Source organism: Thermoactinomyces sp. DSM 45891 (genome assembly GCF_900119485.1).
Lineage (GTDB): Bacteria > Bacillota > Bacilli > Thermoactinomycetales > Thermoactinomycetaceae > Baia.
Genome location: NZ_FPJZ01000006.1, coordinates 78,751 through 101,563 on the forward strand (window position 1 = coordinate 78,751; position 22,813 = coordinate 101,563).

A 22,813-nucleotide genomic window follows, 5' to 3' on the forward strand; every position below is an offset into this window, starting at 1 on the left:
TCCTCCTAGTTAAGGGGCGCGTATACCAAGGCATCCATCATTCGGCAGAATCGGACCGTTTCTTGTACATCGTGGACTCTCATTATCTGACAGCCTTTCTGAATTCCAAATCCCACCGTAGCCAGTGTTCCCTCTATCCTTTCAGTGGGGGGAAGATCTAAGATTTTCCCGATCATCGATTTACGGGATGTCCCCAGTAGTACAGGATATCCCATCTCCACCAATTGATCTAGATGCTGCATGACCTGCACATTTTCCTGCAAGTTCTTAGCAAAGCCAATTCCAGGGTCCAGCCAGATCCGCTCCGGCTTCACTCCTGCTCGCATAGCAAGCACTATAGAATCTTGAAGATCCTTTTTTACATCTGCCATCAAATCTTGATACCCCGGGACGTCACGATTATGCATCAGGATCACCGGGACATCTAGCTCAGACATCACACTTGCCATTAGCGGGTCTTTCTTCGCCCCCCAGACATCATTGATGATATGGGCACCAGATTGGATCGCTTCTTTCGCAACTTGTGCCTTATACGTATCAATCGAAACAGGAATATCAAGCTCAGATGTAATTCGCTTCACAACCGGAATCACACGCTCTAATTCTTCATCCAGTGAGACGATCTCAGCTCCGGGTCTAGTCGATTCCCCACCGATATCAAGCAGGTCCGCTCCTTCATCAACCAGTTTCTTCGCATGCAAGAGAGCACGTTCCACTGTTTGATAGCTACCCCCATCCGAAAAAGAATCGGGAGTAACATTCAGAATCCCCATGACCAATGTTCGTTTTCCGATAGGCAAATCTCGATTCCCCACCCGGAATCCCTTCATAGTAACTTCCTCCTACTTGACATAAGTCTGAAGAAAATTAGCAAGCATCTGCTTACCAGACTCACTTAAGATTGATTCAGGATGAAACTGAACTCCTTCGACAGCAAAAGTACGATGCCGAATACCCATAATCTCCTTCTCTGCTGTTTCAGCCGTAATTTCGAGATCAATCGGGAGTAACTGACGCTCTACCATCAGAGAATGGTAACGGGTCGCGATAATCGGACTGGGCAAATGAGAAAATACCCCTTTCCCATCATGAAATACCTCTGAGACCTTCCCGTGCATCGGTCTCTTTGCTCGGATCACATTTCCCCCGAAGACTTCCGCTATCGCCTGGTGGCCCAAACATACACCAAATATCGGAATTTTTCCAGCAAAGGTACGAATCACTTCCATTGAAATCCCGGCCTCCTCTGGAGATCCCGGACCAGGTGAGATAATGAATGCCGATAAAGAATGCTCTTCTAATTCTTCTATTGTGACTTGATCGTTTCGTACCACCCACAACTCTTCGCCCAGATCACCAAAATACTGGACCAAATTGTACGTAAACGAGTCATAGTTATCGATCATACAAATCATTATTTCGCTCATCTCAACTCAAATATAATATCTTCCCATTCTAGCATAAAAACGAGAATGGTTCATCTTTCGTTCTTGACAAATCAGATGGATTCTGTTTTAGGTATAGATAAAAAGGGGCACGTATGGAACCAACTATGGTTGATACGTGCCCCTTTTCTAGGTTTTCCCTTATTCAAACTGATATAACGGTGTGGTTAAATATCTTTCCCCACTACTCGGAATGACAGCGACAACTTTCTTCCCTGCACCGAGGCGCCGTGCCACTCTCAAAGCAGCTGATACCGCAGCCCCTGAAGAAATTCCTCCTAGAATTCCTTCTTCACGAGCCAATTTGCGAGCAAATTCAAACGCATCTTCAATATCAACCTGTATAACCTCATCGTAAATCTCTGTGTTTAAAATCTTCGGAACGAAACCAGCCCCAAGCCCTTGGATTTTATGTGGGCCCGGCTTCCCACCTGATAGCACAGGAGAAGCGGATGGCTCTACAGCGACGACTTGAAGATTAGGCATTTTTTCCTTTAAAACAGTTCCCACACCTGTAATCGTTCCTCCCGTTCCAACTCCTGCTACAAAGGCATCTAATTCTCCATCAACCTGATCCCATAACTCTAGTGCTGTGGTTTCGATATGCACTTTTACATTATCCATATTATTAAATTGTTGAGGCATAAAGTATTCTGGATTTGCTTCCGCTAACTCCGTTGCTTTTACAATGGCACCTCGCATGCCTTCCGCTCCAGGCGTTAAAATAATTTCCGCTCCATAAGCCCGAAGTAAATTACGACGCTCCATGCTCATTGTATCTGGCATAACGAGAATAGCAGGATATCCTTTCGCTGCCGCTACCATAGCAAGCCCAATTCCTGTATTACCACTAGTCGGCTCAATTATCACACTACCAGGCTTTAGTTCGCCACGCTGTTCTGCTTCCTCGATCATGCTTTTGGCGATTCGATCTTTTACACTTCCACCTGGGTTAAAGAATTCTAACTTTAAATATATATCTGCATCGGCTTTTCCTACGATATGGTTTAGTTTTACAAGGGGAGTGGAGCCGATTAGGTCTAGAACACTATTTGCAACTTTCATTCGTTGTCCTCCTATTTCCGAGTAAGGATAGGGATTTTATTGACTTTATCTTATCAAGTTTAGAGTAAACCATCAATTAAATATGTTATCCAATTTATCGAAGGGTATTATGGTTTTTGATTCATTGGTATAAATGAATGTAAGATAGTTTGAAGTAGGACATGTAGAAGACTGTTTGAGTGGAGCAAGCCAATAATCAACCACCCTACTTAACCCCACCCACTACTCAACTATCCATAATCTCAGACCCAATATCGCCTCGAGTTCTTTTCTATCCACTAACCCGTAATCCCCTCCAGTATCTCCTCAAGCTCTTCCTTCGAAAACTGATACTTAGAATTACAGAAATGACAAACCACCTCTGCTTTTCCATCCTGTTCGATGATATCTTTCAGCTCCTTTTTCCCTAAGCTCGCTAACATCGATTTAGTCTTTTCCAGCGAACAGGAACATCGGAACTCGACGGATTTACGATCCAAAATCTCAGCATCATCCCCTAGCAGACGATACAGTATATCTTCTGGGGTTAATCCACTTTCAAGCAAAGAAGTCACAGGTGGTATCCCCATGATCCGCTTCTCTAATTCATCGATAGCCTCATCACTCGCACCCGGCAAGACCTGAATCATATAGCCACCTGCAACGAGGATTTGATCCCGATTGACAAGGACGCCTAATCCAATCGAAGAAGGTACCTGTTCTGAGGTGGAGTAATAGTAGGTAAAGTCTTCTGCTAACTCTCCCGATACAATTGGGGATGATCCTCGGTAAGGCTCCCTCATCCCAATATCCCTCATTATGTAAATATATCCTTGTCCTATCCCACCAGATACGTCAATTTTCCCATTTTCTTTTAATGGAATTATCACATCAGGTTGATCTACATAACCACGCACATGCCCTTCACCATTTGCTACGACCATAATTTCTCCAAGTGGTCCATTGCCTTTTACTTGAATAGTTACTACATCTTTTTTATTCTTTAACTCTAAGCCCATGAGTGCACCCATCGTGGCTGTTCTTCCTAGGGCCGCACTTGCTGTAGGGAATGTAACATGCTTTCTTTGTAATTCTTGAACTAACTGAGTCGTATTCGCAGCAAAGCCACGAAAACTACCATCTTTTGATATGGCTCTTACTAAATAATCAGACATAAAAGAGATGCCTCCTTAAAAGTTTCTCTTACTCTCGTATAAAAAAAAAGAGGCGAATCACTCGCCCCCTTTTTTATTTTGGATCGTCTTTCTTCTCATCTTTTTGATCTACATCAGTTGGCTTCACATCATCCAAGTCATGAGGAGTTTCTGGAACTTCTGTAGATTCGTCGGCTTTTTCCTCAACCGAAGGTTCTACATCCATCTCATCTTTCCCTTGGATATTCACTTTTACATTATCGTCTACAGGCTTATCGTCAATCTTACCTGTATCGAGTAATTGCTTGATTTGCTCTTCATCCAGCGTTTCTCTAGACAATAGTGTTTGGGCTAGGAGCTCTAACTGATCTTTACGTTCATGTAAAATATCCATCGCACGCTTATAACATGTACGAATGAGTTCCTGCATCTCTGAGTCAATTTCATACGCCACTTGATCACTGTAATTCTGCTCATGACCAATATCGCGACCTAGGAACACCTGCCCTTGAGAACGACCGAATTGCATGGTAGCTAGGCGATCACTCATACCGTACTCCGTAATCATCGACCGCACAATTGCCGTTGCTTTCTCGAAGTCATTGCTAGCACCTGTGCTAACTTCACCAAAGATAATCTCTTCTGCCACACGACCGCCCAAGATCCCTGTCACACGATCAAGGAGTTCGCCTTTAGTAGCAAGATAGCGATCCTCTTTTGGTAAAGACATCACATATCCACCCGCTTGCCCACGCGGTACAATCGTTACTTTGTGAACAATATCGGCATTTGGTACGTAATATCCGACAATGGCATGACCTGCTTCATGGTATGCAACAATTTTACGTTCTTTCTCGCTAACCACACGACTCTTCTTAGCAGGACCTGCAATCACACGGTCAACGGCTTCGTCTACTTCGTCCATGGTAATTTTTTTCTTATTTTCACGAGCCGCAAGAAGTGCCGCTTCGTTTAACAAGTTTTCTAAATCTGCACCAGAGAAGCCTGTTGTGCGCTGAGCAATCACTTTCAATTTTACGCTCTCCGCCATTGGTTTGTTACGAGCATGCACCTTTAGAATCGCTTCACGACCTTTGACATCTGGACGACTTACAAGGATTTGTCGGTCAAAACGGCCCGGCCGTAACAAAGCAGGATCCAAGATATCAGGACGGTTCGTCGCTGCTATCATGATGATTCCAGAATTGCCATCAAATCCATCCATCTCAACGAGCAATTGGTTCAATGTCTGCTCACGCTCGTCATGACCGCCACCTAAGCCGGCTCCACGTTGACGACCTACAGCATCGATCTCGTCAATGAAGATAATACAAGGCGCATTTTTCTTCGCTTGCTCGAATAAATCACGAACACGTGAAGCACCCACACCTACAAACATCTCCACAAAGTCCGAACCACTAATGGAGAAGAACGGTACTTTCGCTTCCCCAGCCACTGCGCGTGCAAGGAGGGTTTTCCCTGTTCCTGGAGGCCCTACAAGAAGTACGCCCTTCGGTATCCGTGCACCCATAGCGACAAAACGACGATTATCTTTGAGGAAGTCAACAATCTCCACAAGTTCTTGCTTTTCCTCATCAGCACCTGCCACATCTTGAAATGTGACACGCTTCTTCTCATCGTTATATAATCTAGCTTTACTCTTACCAAAGTTCATAACTCGATTGCCGCCACCTTGGGCGTTGTTCAGTAAGAAGAAAAACAGTAAGAGAACAATGACTAAAGGAATAATCGTAGAAAGCGCAGTAACCCAGATTGACTCTTGCTTTGGAGGACTTGTCGTATACGATATCTGATTCGTTTCCAGTAACTTAACGATGTCACTCTCCATCATAGGAGTCTGAGTTGAATACATCTTCGTTTTCTTTGGATCTTTTGGGTCTTTCATCTTACCATCAATGCGGTAAGTAAATCCCTCAGGCAGAAGTTTTGCATCGATAATCTGCTTCTGCTCTATTTTTTGTTTAAACTGAGTGGTGTTAAGCTGCTCTAGGTCATTCCCAGAGTTAGCCACCAAATTTACGACCCCAATGGTCACAAGGATGAGGATTGCATATAGTATTCCATTCCTAAGGAAGAAGTTTTTCATCCCTGGCCTCCTCTCGATCCACTTTTTTCATTTTACCATAGCCATTCTAAACGAAACAATAGTTGGTCAAAAAAGATCAAACTAAGAAGAATATACTTCTTCCTTCAGAATACCGATGTACGGTAGATTACGATAAATCTCACGATAATCTAGGCCATACCCGATGACGAACTCGTCAGGAATCTCATATCCACAATAATCAGGAACCAGATCTACTTTGCGCCGAGCTGGTTTATTCAGTAACGTAACCACTTTTACTGACTTTGCATTCCGCCCTTTTAACAGTTCGATTAGATAGCTTAATGTTAGGCCTGTATCAATAATATCTTCCATAATCAAGACGTCTCTTCCTTCTACTGAAGAGTCCAGATCTTTCAGGATTCGTACCACTCCTGAAGATTTAGTAGACGCTCCATAGCTCGAAACTGCCATGAAATCCATCTCAAGCGGAATACTTATCGCACGAGTTAAATCTGCCATAAAAGGAGCTGCCCCTTTTAATATGCCCACACAAAGCGGAAGTGTATTAGCATATTCGTCCGATAAAAGCTTTCCTAATTCCTTTACTTTGGATTGGATCTTCTCCTCTGAAATCAATACTTCTTTCACATCTTGATGCATGAATGGCCCCCCTCGAAAACAATAATTTATGTATACCCAGCAAAATCATTCTAACATTTTATAAGAATGCCATCGTAAATACAAATAGTAACTCGTCTGATTTGTAACAGGAGCAATGGCAGATCTTCTCACACCCGGAATCCATAGGACTTGGTCATCTATGTGAACAACAGGGATTAGATCCCTCAAATGCCTAGGGATTTGTTTCTCGATCATGAGGTCTTTTACCTTTTTTGTACCCTGAAGGCCGAAACAACTCATTCGATCGCCCGCTTTTCGAGGGCGAGCAAGAAACGAACTAGTAGGTACTTGTTCATAATCAAAAACCACAGATGGTGACGAACAGAACCATTCCTCGGACTGAGGCTGATCAAACAAACAAGCTTCTATTGCACCAAGAGATGGATGATACTCCGTCTTTCCTGGTATATTCAATTTTAATTCTTCCCATGTCAGTGTAGTTACTTCGTCCTTGCTGGATTGTTTCAGAATTGTGACGATCTCATAGCTTTTCCGTACCACTATCCCTTTCTCCAAATGGATTTCACCACTAGGACCAGGTGACGAAATCCAATGACGAATCTGTTCAATACGAGAATATGTAATTTCTACATCTGTCAACCATTCCAGACTACTTAATATTAGTTTAACTACTCTACGCTGTAAAGCAATAGAAAGATCCAGAAACCTCTTACGAGACCATGACACTTGCCTATGATCTTGTGACAACGAAATCTCCTCTAATGCCTTATCCTCCCATTCTTTCCAAACTTCTTCCTCTTCAAGCATACGAGCACCTAACTGCGAAATGGTTTCTTTTACCTTAGGATTCATCTTTTCTAACTCTGGGAAAATTTCCAGACGTAAGAAGTTACGTGTATATTCCTTTGAGAGATTACTTTGATCCGTTCTAGGCATGAGATGATGATGCTTACAGTATGTAACAATCATCTCTCTGGAGCTGGATAAGAAGGGGCGAATCAGCTCCAGATTCTCCCACTCCCTCCGAATCGGAATTCCAATCAAGCCAGTGGAATGAGTTCCGCGAATCAATCTCATTAAAATCGTCTCCGCTTGATCATCTTGATGGTGCCCCAAAGCAACATAGCCAAATGATTCCCGCTTTGCTACCTTAGCAAACGCCTCGTACCGAAGAGTTCTGGCGATATCTTGTTTATTTCCACCTTCTTGGCGCACAGCTCTCCTCACATCTACCCGCTCAATCCAACACGGAACCCCTAATTGGGAACAAATCTCTTTTACATACTGCTCATCGAACAAGCTTTCTTCTCCGCGTAACTGGTGATTTACATGAATCACGCCTATCTTCCACTTGTACTCCTTTGAGAGGTCTTTCAAAATATGTAGCAATGCGATTGAATCAGGCCCTCCGGATACTGCCACTAAAATGGAGGCATGTTCTGGAATCCTTAATTCCTGTTGCATGACACGATCAACCACTTCTCTCAACATTGCCAACGACACCTCCCGTTCCACAATCAAATTTTAGAGATAAAACAGTCCAAAAGCCCCTAGATCACTCTAGGGACTCTCACTTATACTACTGATGTTATGTCTTTTCTCAAAAGGAAGCAAATCCTCTAGGTGTTCGGCACTTCCTGCGGGCGCTCGATCGGTCTCACATTCGATAAGCGAATTGTCGACCACTCGGTTGTGTGCTTCTCTACTTTGGATACTAGAACCGTCATATCATCAGGAATCTCTCCTTGGCGATACCGGACAATCTTTTCTAGAAGACAATCGGCAAAGTCCTGTGGATCTTTGGTATCGATTTCATTAATGATCTTGGTGATAAACGCATCCTTATTCACCATATTATGTGCCGCATCATAGATTCCATCTGTCATCATCACAATCAGATCACCTGCTTGTAACTGTGTTTCAATCGGCTCTACATCAATCTCCTTCAAAATCCCAATCGGCGGATTAGAAGCAGAAAGTTTTAGAACCTTTTTCCCTCGTTTGATAAACCCAGGGGTTGAACCGATCTTCATAAATCGACCTTTTGCCGAGTTTAGATCGATCATTGCCAAATCAATCGTAGCAAACACCTCATCAGATGTTCGCAAACTTAGAATCGAATTGATTGTCTCTACAGCTCTCTCTTCATTCATGCCCGCTTGGAGCAGACGGCGTAGTAACTTTAACGCCGCATTGCTCTCCTCTTGTGCTCTTTGACCATTCCCCATGCCATCACTTAACGCCACTGCAAACCGGCCCGTCCCCAAGTTCATGTAACAGTAACTATCACCGGATACCATCGCTCCTCCCTTGGCTGCGTTGGCTACACCTGATTTCAACTCAAAGCGCTGTGCAGATCCAAGGGTAATAATCGCTCCTTGTGTACCGTCCTGTATCACTTTACGATATACGCTGATCGGCTCCCCTAACACTTCAGTCAACAGAGGGGCAATTAGTTTTTTACATTCATCAAACGAATCTTGGTGTGGAAGGAAGACTTCTATTTCTACCTTCCCTTCCGCTAGATTTAAAATTTCTACCCGCTGAAACTGTATCCCTAACTCATCCAGAGCCGCATGGATCTGTTCTTCTTGAGCATGCATCACTTGTGTCTCGATACGAATCTCTGTCGCCAGCTTGTCCATTACTTCCGCCATACCCGTCAATTGATCTCCCACTAATCTCCGAGTATCTTTAATTTTATCTCGCCAATACAGTGTGTGTTCATAGTGCGCATACTGATCCTGAAAGCTACGAACAACCTGCTCTGGCCTGATACAATATTCATCCCAAGCTTGTGGGATCGGTACATGATTCCGTGCCCCTACCTGTTCAACGACTGTCATCAGACTCGTCATTCCTTGATAGGTTTTCATGATATTGCCTTCCCAGCATTGCTGAAATTGGGCGCACCCCATACAGCTATGTTCCATCGTGGTCGTCACAAATTGATGAACTTGATCCTCATCTTCTCGCCTCTGCTTGGTCATATCTTCCCGAAAACTACTTGCTAACTCATAAAATAGATTCGTAAAATGCTCCACTTTAGCCGCTGTCACATCACGCAGGCGCCTAATGTAGTCCTGTTGTTCCATCTGATTCTCCCACGTACCTGGAACAAACTTAGCTACTTTGTGGAATAAACTATCCGGTGTTAAGAAAAAGAGTAGTAACGCTAGCAGGGTTTCTTGCATCGATAGCCACAGGTTCGGAGGGGGAGCACCGTACAAACTTAAAATAGTCGTACCGAGTAGAAAACCGATCGCAACCCCTAGCCTCTTCCCCTCTTTAAACAGTCCAGCCAATAAGCCCGCAAATGCTAATAAACTAATCTGCAGAACCGATTTTGGATTCGAGAGATGGAGAATCAGTCCCGTCACAACCCCCATCGACGAACCCAGCATCGCTCCTCCGACGATTGCGAGAACAAGAATCAAGTATCGTGAAACAATATTTACGATCTCTAAATCCGCGATCGCCCAGCCTAAGGTCCCTGTCATTACGGAACCTAATAGGATCACTAAGCAGACCATTTCCTCGTGCTTGAGACCAGTTTTATTCCGCTTTGCGGTGAAGACAGGGAGTGCCTGAACAAAAATAAAAGTAAGAATAAAGCTGATCAGAACGTCTACCCCAGCTAATAAATACTGATAACTGGTAAAGGTATCAAAATACCAGATGGTCGCCATATTTCCGAGCATGCTACTGGTTAACACAATCAAGGGAGCTGAGTACAACGTCGCCTTGCCAAACGATTGAAACAACTTATATACACCTAGCAATAAAACAAGATAGGCTGTAATCTTACCCGCATGAATCATCGAAATCGTTGTGGCTCCCACAATGAGAGATGCCATCACAACTGGCCATTGCTTCCTACTGAGAAAAAGCATCACCGCTAGATACGCCAAAGCAAATGGGGAAACAGATTCTAAAATTAACGCCCTACCAAGCAAAAAGCCCATCACCATAATCGGTACATTCCATGAGATGAGCCTCTTATGAACTCGATGCGATCCGCTTTTTACCTTTTTCATCGGCGACTTCCAAAAATGTTTGACACGTGTTACTATTTCCATCATTTGGCTTTGCACCCCCGTTAAACAGTTTGTGTCACTCATTATAAGCAGGGGAAATCAGATAAGTTTGTCAAAATCACACCTCGTCAAGAAAAAAATTCTCGACACACTCTGCCAAAGAGCCGTATCAGAGATGTCAAGCTCTTGACGGGAAATGTATGTCAAAAAGAAAGAAACCCTAACCTGTACATCGGGTGTACAAGCTAGGGTTTTATCGTCACATCTTGTCAAATCCAGAAGATATCGCGGTTCGACCGACAAATCTTCTTATTACTCGCCTTCCACAACAGAAGATTTGTCGAGTTTCATCTACACACGTCTTTTATTCGGCACCGGGGGCACTGGGAACATCTTCGCATCTTGGATAAACGAAGGAATCAGTTTACCCTCTGTCTGTAATCGAATCATTTGATCCAATGTTCGCAGTGCATGAACCTGTTGGCGTTTCTTCAAATGTCCTTTTTCTAGGGAATCCGCAAATTCATCAATATCAATCAAATCATAATGGCCATCCGGATGTACGATTAGGTCAAATAAAAGGTCAACCATAACGTAACGTAATCGCCCTGTCTGGTGCATTTGCATCACATCGCAATAATAGTAAAGAAACTCCCCATTCCGATGAAAAACTTTTGAAATCGTATATCCTTTGCGAACAAAGTAGTAAGTGAGGAAAATTCGTTTTCCATCTGGGTTTGCATACTGTGTTGCAAAACAATACCTTCCGCGCCAGTCACGGACTAGTTCGGTGTATGTCTTGTTAATGGTGGTAAACTTAATTTTTTTAATTATGACATCCACACGAACTCCTACTTCCTTCATATGTATTTTACATCCACATGAAATCATTTCGTTTTTTAAAGCCATGAAAAAAAGGCGGAATCCGTTCCCTTTTCAGGGAGCTTCCCGCCTTCTCCTCTCTTGCCATTTGGTAGCGGCGAAGGGGCTCGAACCCCTGACCTCACGGGTATGAACCGTACGCTCTAGCCAGCTGAGCTACACCGCCATATTTGGTTGCGGGGACAGGACTCGAACCTGTGACCTTCGGGTTATGAGCCCGACGAGCTACCACTGCTCCACCCCGCGACATTATTATATCTTCTAACAACATGCTTAATTCTATTACATATAAAGCACCATTGTCAACTGTTTATCTAAACTTTTTCGCTGGGGGATTCCTTAGGTAAAATAAAACTCCCATTGGGCGGGAGTTGATCACGATCTATTCGGATTCCAGTTCAAAATTCTGTTCGTTCTTCTTACCGTAGCCTAAACGATGTGCTTGCTCTAGTAGATATTTTGGGTCCTCTAGCCTTTGCAAATCCTGATCCAATCGCTGGGATTCCTGTCTAAGTTTCTCTAACTCTTGGGACTTCTTTGCCAATATATCTTCACGATCCCAAATTTTCATCTGTTGAATCACAAGCTGTACTCCAAACCAAATAAAAAATAAGATCGCACTTACTAGCCAGATGAGCCGGCGCCGTTTTGCTTTTGGATGAAGTTTCCGAATGGGAGAATGTGCCGGAGTTGCGAAATCTAGATCTTGTGTATCGGTTGTTGGTTGACGAAAGGTAAGTACCTTCGAATTATTACGATGTTTAGTCATTCTGAATCATCCTTTTTCTTACGCTGTCTCCATTTTTCTATCCATTTCTTCCCTAGAAGGACTCCTCGATTCATATACGGACGTACACGAGGTTCGATTCGATTCGTAATGGGACTACATAACCATAGAAGGGGTCGAAGGGAAAACTGGAGCATCTTCCAAAAAAGTTGAAGTATGAACAAAAGAAGTTTACGGATGAGCCCGATCGTAAACAGAATAGGACGAATCACAATCACCTGGACGGCTTTGATATGGAATTGAATAATCCATTCTATCACACGAATACATATCTCAATCAGACGTGTCGTGAATTTGCTCAACCATTGATAATAGAGAAATACTCCCAATATAATGGCCAGAAAAATGTAGAAGCGAAGTTCTCCCCAATTACTCCAGAAGAGTACACTAAAGACTAGACCACTACAAACAAACCAATAAAGCAAGTCAATCAGCGACACTGCCCAACCACGTATGTGGAAACGTCCTTTCAATACCCGATAGGTATCTAAGATAACACCTAAACAAAAGCCAGAACCTAGCATGAGAAGCATGGTCAGATACTGAGTATGTAGTGTCACTTAAATAACCTGCCTAACAAGTTTTTTTGCCGTTCGGACGGGAGCGCACTAGCATCTAGATAACTAATATCATCAAACTGCCCTTCAATCACTACTATTCCAGACATGAGGTCTAGGTTTTTGATATGAAGTTCACGCCCTCGGATTCCCAAGTAACCGCAATCCGTCCCCAGCAAAAATTCCTCGCTATCAAAGCTTTCTACACCCACTACTCCGCTCACTTCAAGCATGTTTCGATTCTTACAGATAATTTCATGAGGTCGCTGTCTTCGTTCCTCCATCTAACACGCCCCCTTTATGGTACATATTATGGGGGGGAGGACAAGATTAGAACTCGTCTTCTCCTTCAGTATCAACCCTGCTGGAATCAGTTACTTGTTCTTCTTTGGCGATCTCATACATGGTATCTGCTTCTTCTTTCCTCACATGGTCAAGCAAGCGCAGTACATTTGCTGTCACGACTTTTTGGCCAAAACGAATAGATATTTCATCCCCTACAGCCACTACCGTCCCTGCTTTCACCACTTTTCCGTTTACTTTCACCCGTCCTTGATCGCATACCTCTTTGGCTAATGTTCTTCTCTTAACCAAACGAGATACTTTTAAAAACTTATCTAAACGCATCTATATGTCTCCCCTATGTTCGTCTTTCGCATGTGCAAAGGGATAACAGAGTTTTTCTGTTTACCCACTTAAAATCCTGCCAAACATGCGTTTGGTATAGTGATCGATCATCTAACATTTTTCGCCTCATCCCACCAGGAATCCAGCTGTTCCATCGATATCTCTTGAATAGACTTCCCTAACTCATTTGCTTTTTCTTCCAAATAAGAAAACCGATACAGGAATTTTTGATTCGCGCGAATCAGTGCTTGTTCTGGATCAACTTTCAACCATCTCGCCAGCGAGCCGATTGCAAATAACAAATCTCCCAATTCTTCTTCCCGCTCAACCTGATTCTGTGCTTGTGCCACCTCTGCCAATTCCTCACGCACTTTTGCTAAAACACCTTCGACGGAATCCCAATCAAAACCGATCTTAGCCGCTTTTTTCTGCATCTCAAATGACTTTAAAAGGGTTGGATACTCTTTTGGGACTCCTGACAAGATAGACTCATCTTCTTGTCCATATTCCCCGCGTTCCTGCTTTTTAATCTCCTGCCAGTTCGAAATCACTTGATCCGAATCCGTTACTTCCGTTTCTCCAAAAACATGTGGATGCCGTCGAATCATTTTTTCTGTTAGATTCTCAATCACATCACGAATGTCAAACGTTCCTTCATCTCGTCCGATTTGGGCATGAAGGAGTACCTGAAGCAAGACATCCCCTAGCTCATCCGCTAATGAATCCTCATCTCCATTATTAATCGCTTCAATCGCTTCATATGCTTCCTCAACCAAATAAGGGCGTAAACTCTCATGTGTCTGTTTACGATCCCAAGGGCAGCCATCAGGGCCACGCAACGTTTCAATCACTTCCACCAAATAATCAAACTGTCTGTATAACGAACTCTCTTGAAGTACAGGCGGTACATATACCGTTGATAAATCCGTAAACAGATCCGCATGGTCTAATTCATAAAGAGGAACTTCCACGATCTTTTCTAAACTCGGAATCCCTAGAGCAGTACCGATTATAACATTGTAATCTGCTGGATACACCTCCATAAGACTTAACTTCACATCAGAAGCAATCAATCGGTCATATACTTGTCCAATCAAGATATGCATACGCGGATTCAATTGAGGTGCTTGCAAATCATTACCGTCCACCATTTGAAATCCTTCGATCGGGTCAATTTGTAGCCTTGCAAAAGCGGCATCTAAGAAGCTCCCGCCACCTATGATTTCGACTTCCATTTCTGACTCCGTTTGCTCTTTTAACAAGATCTGAACCGTACGCTCCGCAACCATCGGATGCCCCGGAACGGCATACACCACTTGCTGATGCTCTTTCGCTAATCCGAGTAATTGGAATGCGATTTCTTCATACACTTTGTCAAATTGATGATGCTCTTCATACACCCTATCAAACGAATGAAAGGGAACTCCTTGGTTCTTCATCCAGTCCACCACTGGATGTTTTTCGGTTCGGAGCCAAATCACAGGAGCATTCTGTAATAAATTCCATGTCCCGAGGTTTAAGCTCGTTTCATCCCCAAATCCTAAACCTACGATTGTAATTGTTTGTTTCATCACCCACACCACCTTTTATCTTCTCAGCCAACGAAATTTATGAACCATTGATTGCAGTTTTGGAAGTTGTTCCAAGTCCTCATCTGGAATCAGATGAAAACGAAACAGCGCAAAGATATAGACTAAGACACCTACTATTACAGTAACCAAGGAGATAATCGTCATGCTCATACGGCTATGAGCCTCACCAAATCCCCAGCGCAGGATCTCGAGGACTCCCTTCGTGCTGACAACTAAGAGGAGAATCGTGAGCACACTGTTCCAAATCTGAGTTCCTTTGTTACCCATTTTACCAGCAAACTGCTGCAGGCAGGCTCGTAGAGTCAAATAAGTAGAAAGCGCATAAGCCAGCACCGAAGCGCAAGCTGCCCCTTCGATCCCCATTTGAGGAATCAAACTATAATTCAATCCGATCTTCAAAATCGAACCAAAAAATAAGAAAAGAACGGGTAGGTACAGCTTACCGAAACCCTGAAGGATCCCAACTGATGTAACCCCTAATGTAGAGAAAAAGGCAGAAAAAGCTAGTATCGCAAGGGCAGTAGAGCCCGCGGAATCCTCAAATAGCATCACATTTACCGGCTCTGCTATAATGAACAATCCGATAGAAGCAGGTAATCCTAACAACCACGTAACCCGTAGTGCTAAGCGAGCCCGTTTCTCCGCCTTCTTCTCCTCACCGCGTGCCCTCAGATTCGCTATCGATGGCACAAGCGATAATGAAATAGCAGCCGCGAAAAAAGAAGCGAATTGAATGAGAGGTTGTCCACGATCGTAAATCCCTTTCTGAGCAATCGCAAAGGCTTCCCCCTTCTCTTGTTCCAAAATGTTAGCCACTGTAAAGGAATCCACTAATTGATATAGCGGTAACACCAATGATCCCAGACAAATCGGAAACGCAATCAGAAAAACCTCTCTTAACACCTCACGCTTTCCTTTTGCGAGCGATCTCATTTTAACGCCTACTCCCGCTGTCCGTTCAATCCCCTTCTTTTTCATATAGACCAAAAGGACAATAAAACCTGCTACTGCACCCGTAAAAGAACCAAACACAGCACCAGCTCCTGCATAAACAGGACCATACCCTAGCTCAATCATCAGGTAAGAAAGAATCAAAATCGTAAAAACACGCACAAATTGCTCAATCACTTGTGAGATAGCTGTTGGCATCATATCTTGATAACCTTGAAAATACCCTCTTGCCGCAGCCATTACAGGGATTATCAACAATGCAAACGAAACCGTTTCGATCGGCAGAGTCAGCATTGCTTCATTCCCCATCCACTGTGCAAACCAAGGCGCCCCAAAAAATAAAAGGGAAAAAAAGAACACACCTGTTATGAGCAAACCAATGGACGATACATAATATACTTGCTTAGCACCTGCTTCGTCCCCTACCGCAACCCGCTCTGATACCACCTTCGAGATCGCAAGCGGAAATCCAGCAGTCGCCAATATAATCAAAGTGCTAAATAACGGATACACTTGCTGGTACACGTACATGCCTTCGTTACCTGTAATGTTTTGATACGGAATCCGATATATAGCCCCTAATATCTTACAAGCAAGCCCCGCTAATCCTAGAATCGTAGCTCCTTTGATAAATGACTTCTCCACAATCTCCGCTCCGCCTTTCCTTGTACATGCCCTCCATTATACACAAAAAAACACCCTATCCGTTTAGATAAGGGCGTTTCTCCAATCCTATTGTTCCATTTGCTTCCCAAGAAATGATGCGGCAGTACCTGCTAATTTCGCTTCCATATCACCAATCCTTGTACCATCCTTCTTGGAGATTAGAATCACGGCTCCAATGGGATCACCACCTGCAATAATAGGGACGATAATATAAGATTGATATTCTTCGGGACTCCCTTTTAAAATTTCGGCTGTACTTTGTGAAGTATCTGATTGAGGGCGGCGGTGTTCCATCGCTAACTCCACTATTTCACCTATAGGCTTCTCCAAATATTCTTTTTTGGATGCTCCCGCTACTGCAATCACATTATCTCGATCACAGATAAGCGTAGTATGTTGCAAGTTTTCATACAAAGCTTCTGTATACTCTTGTGCAAAGTTACTAAGTTCACCGATGGGTGAGTATTTTTTTAAAATTACCTCTCCATCACGATCGACGAATATTTCCAAAGGATCTCCTTCACGGATTCGAAGGGTACGGCGTATTTCCTTGGGAATAACCACACGCCCGAGATCATCGATCCGGCGAACGATGCCGGTTGCTTTCATAGAAAATATTGCCTCTCTTTCCTATAAAGATTCAATCATTCCTTGACTTACCATCTTACGACCATAGTATGAGACTGCTTTCCATTATTTATTCCAAAAGGTTCAATGTATAAATACCAAAAAAGTGATTCTGTATAAACAGAAAAACGCCTCCTAGAATCAAGTATCTAGAGGCGTTTCCTTTTATCTGCACAAAGGCTGTGAAACGGACATTTTTTTCTCTATTTGCGCAGATCCGTTATAAAATTTTTACCTTAAAGTCTTTCATGAACTTATCCATAGCTGGCTGGGCGTACTGAGAACGTTGTTGTTCATCCTTAACATCTTTCAGCTTCTTGGTAGAACGCTCTGTTACTTTTATCACATGATAGCCGTAGTCTGTTTTGACTGGATCACTAATCTTGTTTAACGGGAGCGTTTCGACTGCCTTTTTAAACTCGGGTACAAATTGAGCCGGAGATCCTTCATAGGCACCTGCATTTTCCTTCGATCCTGGATCGTCGGAGTATTCCTTAGCAAGCGCTTTAAAATCTCCACCTTTTTCTAGCTTCTGCTTTACTTCTAAAGCACGTTTCTTCGCTTCTTCATCCGTTCTTTTCTTACCTTCTGGAAGCTCGAGACCAATCAAGATATGATTTAATTTAGCATCCTCATAGTCGTAGTTTTCATAGATAAACTCCGCACGTTGTCTACTTAATCCAAAGACTTCTTTTAAATCATCACGCGTGGTTCCTCGTTCTTTTAGGACTTCATCGAATGTTTTTGCTTTACTACCAAATTGTTGATACATCTTTACGTAGTTTTCTTCATCTTTCTTAAAATCTTCTTCTGCTTTCTTCACAAACTCGCTTTTTTTGTTTGGATCTTTCTCAGATATAAATTGCAGGGCTGCATAGTCCTTCAGCATCTCTTCCTTTGCTTTCGGATCAGCCAATCCCTGAACGCTTTGAGGTTGCACAAAAGCAATCACGTTTAGGAAAGCATGAAACTTTCCTTCTACCACTTTCCCACCTTCGTACTCAGCAAGAATCTTGGGACTCTTGGTATCAAAAGGTTTAAACTCTGGAAGTTTCTGTTCTTGCCCCGTTGCATCCGGTTTCTTTTCCGTTTCTTTTTTAGACGTACACGCTGCTGCTAAAGATGATAAAACAAGTGCAAGAGCGATCATTCCTGCAATCCATCTACGCTTTCGGAACTGTGACATTCGATTCGGCCCCTCTCATTTTAGGTACTGTCTCATATTGTATCAGAAACTGTTCAATCATTTCTAGAACGGCACGAGTAGACAGACCTGCCATCTTAAATGTTATCCCAATCTTTTGCCCTGCCGCAAGCCGAATTCTACCTGGAAAGTTTTGGGCGATCTTAAATAACTTTTGTCCATCGATTCGTTGATTCTCTGCTTCCCGTAATCGCAAGGTGATTTCTGTACCTTTTTGCTCGATGCTCTCCATCCCATACTGAATCGCATAAGCGCGGATTTTGGCCACTTTAAGCAGGTTTTGTACAGGTTCAGGCAAATCACCAAAGCGATCTTCCATCTCCTCTTCTAACTCTACCACTGCGACCCGTTCTGTAACAGCACGGATCTTTTTATATAACTCAATTTTTTGTTTCTCATCCCGAATGTAATCGGAAGGCAGATACGCATCTACACTCATCTCTATTTGAATCTCTTTTTCTTCAACCGGAGTCTTCCCTTGAATTTCAGCGACAGCTTCTTTTAGCATCTGGCTATACAGTTCAAAACCAACCGTAGCAATGTGTCCGTGCTGTTCAGCCCCGAGCAAATTCCCTGCACCACGAATCGAAAGATCTCGCATCGCAATCTTAAATCCAGACCCAAGCTCTGTAAACTCTTTAATCGCTTGTAGACGTTTTTCAGCGGTTTCCGACAAAATTTTATCCCTCTGGTACGTGAAATAGGCATACGCAATCCGATTGGAACGACCCACACGCCCACGTAACTGGTACAACTGCGATAGCCCCATCTTATCTGCATCATGAATGATAAGCGTATTCACATTTGGAATATCGACTCCTGTCTCAATAATAGTCGTGCTCACCAAGACATCGTACTCACCATCTAGGAAGTCAAGCATCGTTTTTTCTAGCTCATTTTCATTCATCTGGCCATGAGCGATCGCCACTCGTGCTTCTGGCACTAACATGCGAATCTGTTCAGCCATCTGGTCGATATTGTGAACTTGATTATATAAGAAATACACCTGTCCATCGCGCGCCATCTCACGCTCAATCGCTTCCCGTACTAAGGCACCTGAATACTCCAATACATAGGTCTGCACAGGAAACCGGTTCTCTGGCGGAGTTTCAATCACAGAGAGATCCCTTACCCCCATCATCGCCATATGGAGTGTACGAGGAATCGGGGTAGCTGTAAGGGTTAAGACATCAATATTATGTTTAAGTTGCTTAATCTTTTCCTTGTGTTTAACACCGAATCGTTGTTCTTCATCAATAATAAGAAGTCCGAGATCTTTGTACTGAATCTCTTTAGAGAGTAGTCGATGCGTTCCAATGACGATGTCGACGATTCCATTTTTCAAACCGTCCAATGTCTCTTTCTGTTCCTTCCGTGAACGAAAACGACTCATCACACGAACTTGCACGGGGAAATCAGCAAATCGCTCTCGAAACGTTTCATAGTGTTGTTGTGCCAAAATCGTCGTCGGAACAAGTAAAGCCACCTGTTTCCCATCCATTGCCGCCTTAAAAGCCGCCCGCACTGCCACTTCTGTCTTCCCATAACCCACATCCCCACACAAAAGCCGATCCATTGATTGACTGCTTTGCATATCCTTTTTAATCTCTTCGATGGAGCGCAGTTGGTCAGGCGTCTCTTCATAAGGGAACATCGCTTCAAAATCCCGTTGTAACGATGAGTCTTTAGGAAAAGAATATCCTTTTGCTTCTTGACGTTGAGCATATAACTCGATTAAATCCTGCGCGATATCTTGCACAGACGTACGAACTTTATTCTTTACCTTGCTCCATTCACTACCACCTAAGCTATATACCTTAGGTGCTTTTTCTTCTGCACCTACATACTTTTGAACTAAATCAATCTGTTCAACAGGTACATAGAGCTTATCATTACTCGCGTATTGAATATGGAGATAATCTTTATGAAGTCCGCCCACATTTAGCGTTTCAATCCCTATATAGCGACCGATACCGTGATTAACATGTACAACATAATCACCAGGCTTTAAATCCTGATAATCCTTAATTTTTTCAGCATGATCCAGCTTAGTCGATCGACGAGGACGCCGTTGTTTTTGAGTAAACACTTCACTCTCTGTAATCACGACAACTCGCATCGAACCCAGTTCAAACCCGCTTTGGAGGGCATGCAAACGAACAACCGGCTTACCTGGCAAAGGGGGTTGTTCTGAATTATCCCGGTGCACATCCATTCCATAATCAGAGAGAACTCGTTCCAATCGATCAAGACGCTCTCCACTACTTGCAGTAAAAATGACTCGATAATTCGCTTTGACAAACCGGTCCCATTCTGCCTTCAAAACATGCATCTGACCATGGAATTGTTGCATCCCTTTACAAAGAAATTGGACGATGTTTTGAGGTTGTGCACTTGGAATCTGCCTCATAAATAGAGAGAGATACACTCTGGAATGCTTCGTATGCGAAACCACTTCTTCAAATGAAAGCGAAACTTTTAACTGTGGCAGAAACTCTCCTTGTTGCAGTAAAGCCGTTTGCCATTCTCCTTCTTCACGCTCCATCTGACGAGCGCTTTCGCCAATCCTCATCGGTTCATCTAAAACAATACATGTATCCGCAGGCATATAATCGATTAAACTATGGTAGTCTGGGTATATCTGCGAAATATACTTATAAATCCCCGTCACCATCATCCCTTGACGAAGTTGTTCTACATCCCAACCGATCTGCTCCTTCAATTTCTCACGTAACGTTTCATCTTGAACTTTTTTCAATCGCGCTTGTAATATCTCTTCTACTCGTTCAGCGGACTGCTTCAATATATCTTGGCTAGCAAAGAGCTCACGGGCAGGAGGAACCGTAATCGCATTTACCTTATCAACAGATCGTTGTGAGCTTACATGAAACGTACGGATCGAGTCCACTTCATCATCAAACCACTCGATCCGAACGGGATCTACAAAAGGTACAGGATAGATATCCACAATTCCACCACGAACACTAAATTCCCCACGCTTTTCTACCAACTCAACGCGTTCATAACCTAAATTCACCAATCGCTCCACTAACGGATCGATCGGCAAATTTGCCCCCACTCCTATCTCGATATGACTTCTTTCAAAAAGCTTTTTCGAGGGGAATAATTTCCGAAGTCCCGAGAAAGGAACCACTAATACTCCGCGAAACCTTTTCGAAAGTTTTGATAATACATCAATCCGTTCAGGCAGTGTATCATGACTTGCCAACGCAATTTCCGTTGTCACCAATTCATTTGCTGGATACAAGAGAACTTCATCTTTTGGTAGTAGCTCTTGAAGGTCTTCCACCATTTTTTGCGCTTGATTCAAATTATGCGCAACCAAAAGAAGCGGACGTTTCGTCTTTTGGTAGAGCGCCGCTATGTATACACAACGTGCCGTTCCCGTTAATCCAGTTACCAGCTGTTCTCTAAAGCCCTGTTCCAGTCCAGCTACGGTTGACTGGAAATCTCGATCTTGTTCCATCAGATAGACGAGCGGTCCCACAGTGTTCCTCCTCATATTCCATCGAATCTAGAAAAAAGAAGCCTCAGCTTACAATCGCCAAGGCTATTTTTTTGGATTTATCTGAAAATCATTTCATGACCCCTAACCCCAGCCAGCCATTAAGAATAGAGGTGGGGTAGCACGGTTCGTTCTGGATATTGGTCAAAAACCTGCTGACATGTGTCGCAGGTTACCCAAATCCGATTCGTACCATCTTCATCATTGGTTATTATATCCTGCCATTCTTCTGGGGTCAACCGATCCAGTCCCAGTTGTACATCAGACACTTGGCTTTGCTCAAAGCGTCCTTGAACCAACTGACAATGTGGGCAAACATATTCCCAAGCCAAGTAGATCTCCCCCTTAAGGAAATCAATTTGGTCTTAGTATTGCCGTTAGAGAAAGATGTATTCTCATCTCATCCATTAAACCGATTCATGGCTAATAAAAAGGATTCCTCCACCCATGTCTCAACCGCTTGGGATGCACGATCAGCAGCACCCTCAGCAAAGGGCAGCTCTTCCTTCGAAAACGGTGAAAGCACATAGTCTGGAACAGCAAGGGAAACCGGTCTTCCAATTCCCAGACGAATTCGTTTAAACTGATCCGTTCCCAAATGGGCAATGGTCGACTTCATCCCATTATGACCGCCTGCACTCCCTTTTGTACGTAGGCGCACTTCTCCAAGAGGTAAATCCATCTCGTCATAGATGATAACCAGATCCTCGATATCCATCTTGAGCCAGTCCATAGCAGGACGAATCGATTCACCAGATAAGTTCATATAGGTCATCGGTTTTAGTAAGATTACTTTCTCTCCACGTACCATCCCTTCTCCGATGATCCCCTTCCACTTTTCTTTGTTTAGTGGGATTCCCCAGCGCTCACTTAATCGATCAATTGCCCAGAACCCAATGTTATGGCGTGTAGGCTCGTATTTTTTTCCTGGATTCCCTAGGCCTACGATTAACTTCATTTCCACTCCTCATTTCTCTATGTAAAAAATAGCACAACCCCTCTGA

Annotated in this window: 20 protein-coding genes and 2 tRNA genes; all 22 read right to left on the reverse strand. The window is 43.4% G+C overall.

All coding sequences use genetic code 11. The annotated features are described in order from the left end of the window. Nucleotides 1-5: 5 nt before the first annotated feature. Entirely contained in the window at nt 6-830 is an 825-nt protein-coding gene (gene folP, locus BT147_RS07365) for a dihydropteroate synthase (protein ID WP_072332968.1), read from the reverse strand. 12 nt (nt 831-842) lie between these two features. Next, entirely contained in the window at nt 843-1,415 is a 573-nt protein-coding gene (locus BT147_RS07370) for an anthranilate synthase component II (RefSeq protein ID WP_072332971.1), read from the reverse strand. 171 nt (nt 1,416-1,586) lie between these two features. Then, entirely contained in the window at nt 1,587-2,510 is a 924-nt protein-coding gene (cysK, locus tag BT147_RS07375) for a cysteine synthase A (RefSeq protein ID WP_072332975.1), read from the reverse strand. Nucleotides 2,511-2,788: 278 nt separating this feature from the next. Further along, nucleotides 2,789-3,664 (reverse strand): Hsp33 family molecular chaperone HslO, encoded by an 876-nt coding sequence (gene hslO / locus BT147_RS07380; protein WP_072332979.1) that lies wholly within the window; start codon nt 3,662-3,664, stop codon nt 2,789-2,791. Between the two features lie 73 nt (nt 3,665-3,737). After that, nucleotides 3,738-5,750 carry an ATP-dependent zinc metalloprotease FtsH gene (ftsH, locus tag BT147_RS07385; RefSeq protein ID WP_072332982.1) on the reverse strand — a complete coding sequence of 671 codons (2,013 nt, stop codon included), beginning with the start codon at nt 5,748-5,750 and terminating at the stop codon, nt 3,738-3,740. 81 nt (nt 5,751-5,831) lie between these two features. Beyond that, entirely contained in the window at nt 5,832-6,371 is a 540-nt protein-coding gene (gene hpt, locus BT147_RS07390) for a hypoxanthine phosphoribosyltransferase (RefSeq protein ID WP_072332985.1), read from the reverse strand. Nucleotides 6,372-6,416: 45 nt separating this feature from the next. Next, nucleotides 6,417-7,844: a tRNA lysidine(34) synthetase TilS gene (gene tilS, locus BT147_RS07395; protein WP_072332988.1), complete on the reverse strand. Its 1,428-nt coding sequence runs from the start codon at nt 7,842-7,844 to the stop codon at nt 6,417-6,419. Nucleotides 7,845-7,972: 128 nt separating this feature from the next. After that, nucleotides 7,973-10,435: a stage II sporulation protein E gene (gene spoIIE, locus BT147_RS07400; RefSeq protein ID WP_072332991.1), complete on the reverse strand. Its 2,463-nt coding sequence runs from the start codon at nt 10,433-10,435 to the stop codon at nt 7,973-7,975. 306 nt (nt 10,436-10,741) lie between these two features. Further along, nucleotides 10,742-11,254: a ribonuclease FAU-1 family protein gene (locus BT147_RS07405; protein ID WP_072332994.1), complete on the reverse strand. Its 513-nt coding sequence runs from the start codon at nt 11,252-11,254 to the stop codon at nt 10,742-10,744. A gap of 107 nt (nt 11,255-11,361) precedes the next feature. Beyond that, a tRNA-Met gene (locus tag BT147_RS07410) sits at nt 11,362-11,438 on the reverse strand. Between the two features lie 5 nt (nt 11,439-11,443). Then, a tRNA-Met gene (locus BT147_RS07415) sits at nt 11,444-11,518 on the reverse strand. A 136-nt stretch (nt 11,519-11,654) separates the two neighbouring features. Further along, entirely contained in the window at nt 11,655-12,041 is a 387-nt protein-coding gene (locus tag BT147_RS07420; RefSeq protein ID WP_072332997.1) for an FtsB family cell division protein, read from the reverse strand. Then, nucleotides 12,038-12,619 (reverse strand): spore cortex biosynthesis protein YabQ, encoded by a 582-nt coding sequence (gene yabQ, locus BT147_RS07425; protein WP_072333000.1) that lies wholly within the window; start codon nt 12,617-12,619, stop codon nt 12,038-12,040. The genes BT147_RS07420 and yabQ overlap by 4 nt, the downstream gene beginning before the upstream one ends. Then, entirely contained in the window at nt 12,616-12,900 is a 285-nt protein-coding gene (gene yabP, locus BT147_RS07430; protein ID WP_072333003.1) for a sporulation protein YabP, read from the reverse strand. Before yabP ends, yabQ begins: the two co-directional genes overlap by 4 nt. A gap of 46 nt (nt 12,901-12,946) precedes the next feature. Continuing rightward, the gene (locus BT147_RS07435) at nt 12,947-13,243 is read right to left on the reverse strand and encodes an RNA-binding S4 domain-containing protein (RefSeq protein WP_072333006.1); all 297 of its coding nucleotides are present in this window, start codon (nt 13,241-13,243) and stop codon (nt 12,947-12,949) included. 107 nt (nt 13,244-13,350) lie between these two features. Continuing rightward, nucleotides 13,351-14,814, reverse strand: a complete 1,464-nt coding sequence (gene yabN, locus BT147_RS07440) for a bifunctional methyltransferase/pyrophosphohydrolase YabN (protein ID WP_072333010.1) — start codon at nt 14,812-14,814, stop codon at nt 13,351-13,353. 15 nt (nt 14,815-14,829) lie between these two features. Beyond that, on the reverse strand, nt 14,830-16,431 hold the full coding sequence (locus BT147_RS07445; RefSeq protein ID WP_177239727.1) for a putative polysaccharide biosynthesis protein: 1,602 nt from the start codon (nt 16,429-16,431) through the stop codon (nt 14,830-14,832). A gap of 87 nt (nt 16,432-16,518) precedes the next feature. Beyond that, the gene (gene spoVT, locus BT147_RS07450) at nt 16,519-17,061 is read right to left on the reverse strand and encodes a stage V sporulation protein T (protein WP_072333016.1); all 543 of its coding nucleotides are present in this window, start codon (nt 17,059-17,061) and stop codon (nt 16,519-16,521) included. Nucleotides 17,062-17,299: 238 nt separating this feature from the next. Next, nucleotides 17,300-18,265 (reverse strand): peptidylprolyl isomerase, encoded by a 966-nt coding sequence (locus BT147_RS07455; protein ID WP_072333019.1) that lies wholly within the window; start codon nt 18,263-18,265, stop codon nt 17,300-17,302. Continuing rightward, a complete protein-coding gene (gene mfd, locus BT147_RS07460) occupies nt 18,243-21,791 on the reverse strand; it encodes a transcription-repair coupling factor (RefSeq protein ID WP_177239729.1) in 3,549 nt (1,182 codons plus the stop codon). The genes BT147_RS07455 and mfd overlap by 23 nt, the downstream gene beginning before the upstream one ends. 119 nt (nt 21,792-21,910) lie before the next feature. Then, a complete protein-coding gene (locus BT147_RS07465) occupies nt 21,911-22,141 on the reverse strand; it encodes an anti-sigma-F factor Fin (protein WP_072333025.1) in 231 nt (76 codons plus the stop codon). Between the two features lie 68 nt (nt 22,142-22,209). Beyond that, on the reverse strand, nt 22,210-22,767 hold the full coding sequence (pth, locus tag BT147_RS07470; protein WP_072333028.1) for an aminoacyl-tRNA hydrolase: 558 nt from the start codon (nt 22,765-22,767) through the stop codon (nt 22,210-22,212). Between the last annotated feature and the right edge of the window lie 46 nt (nt 22,768-22,813).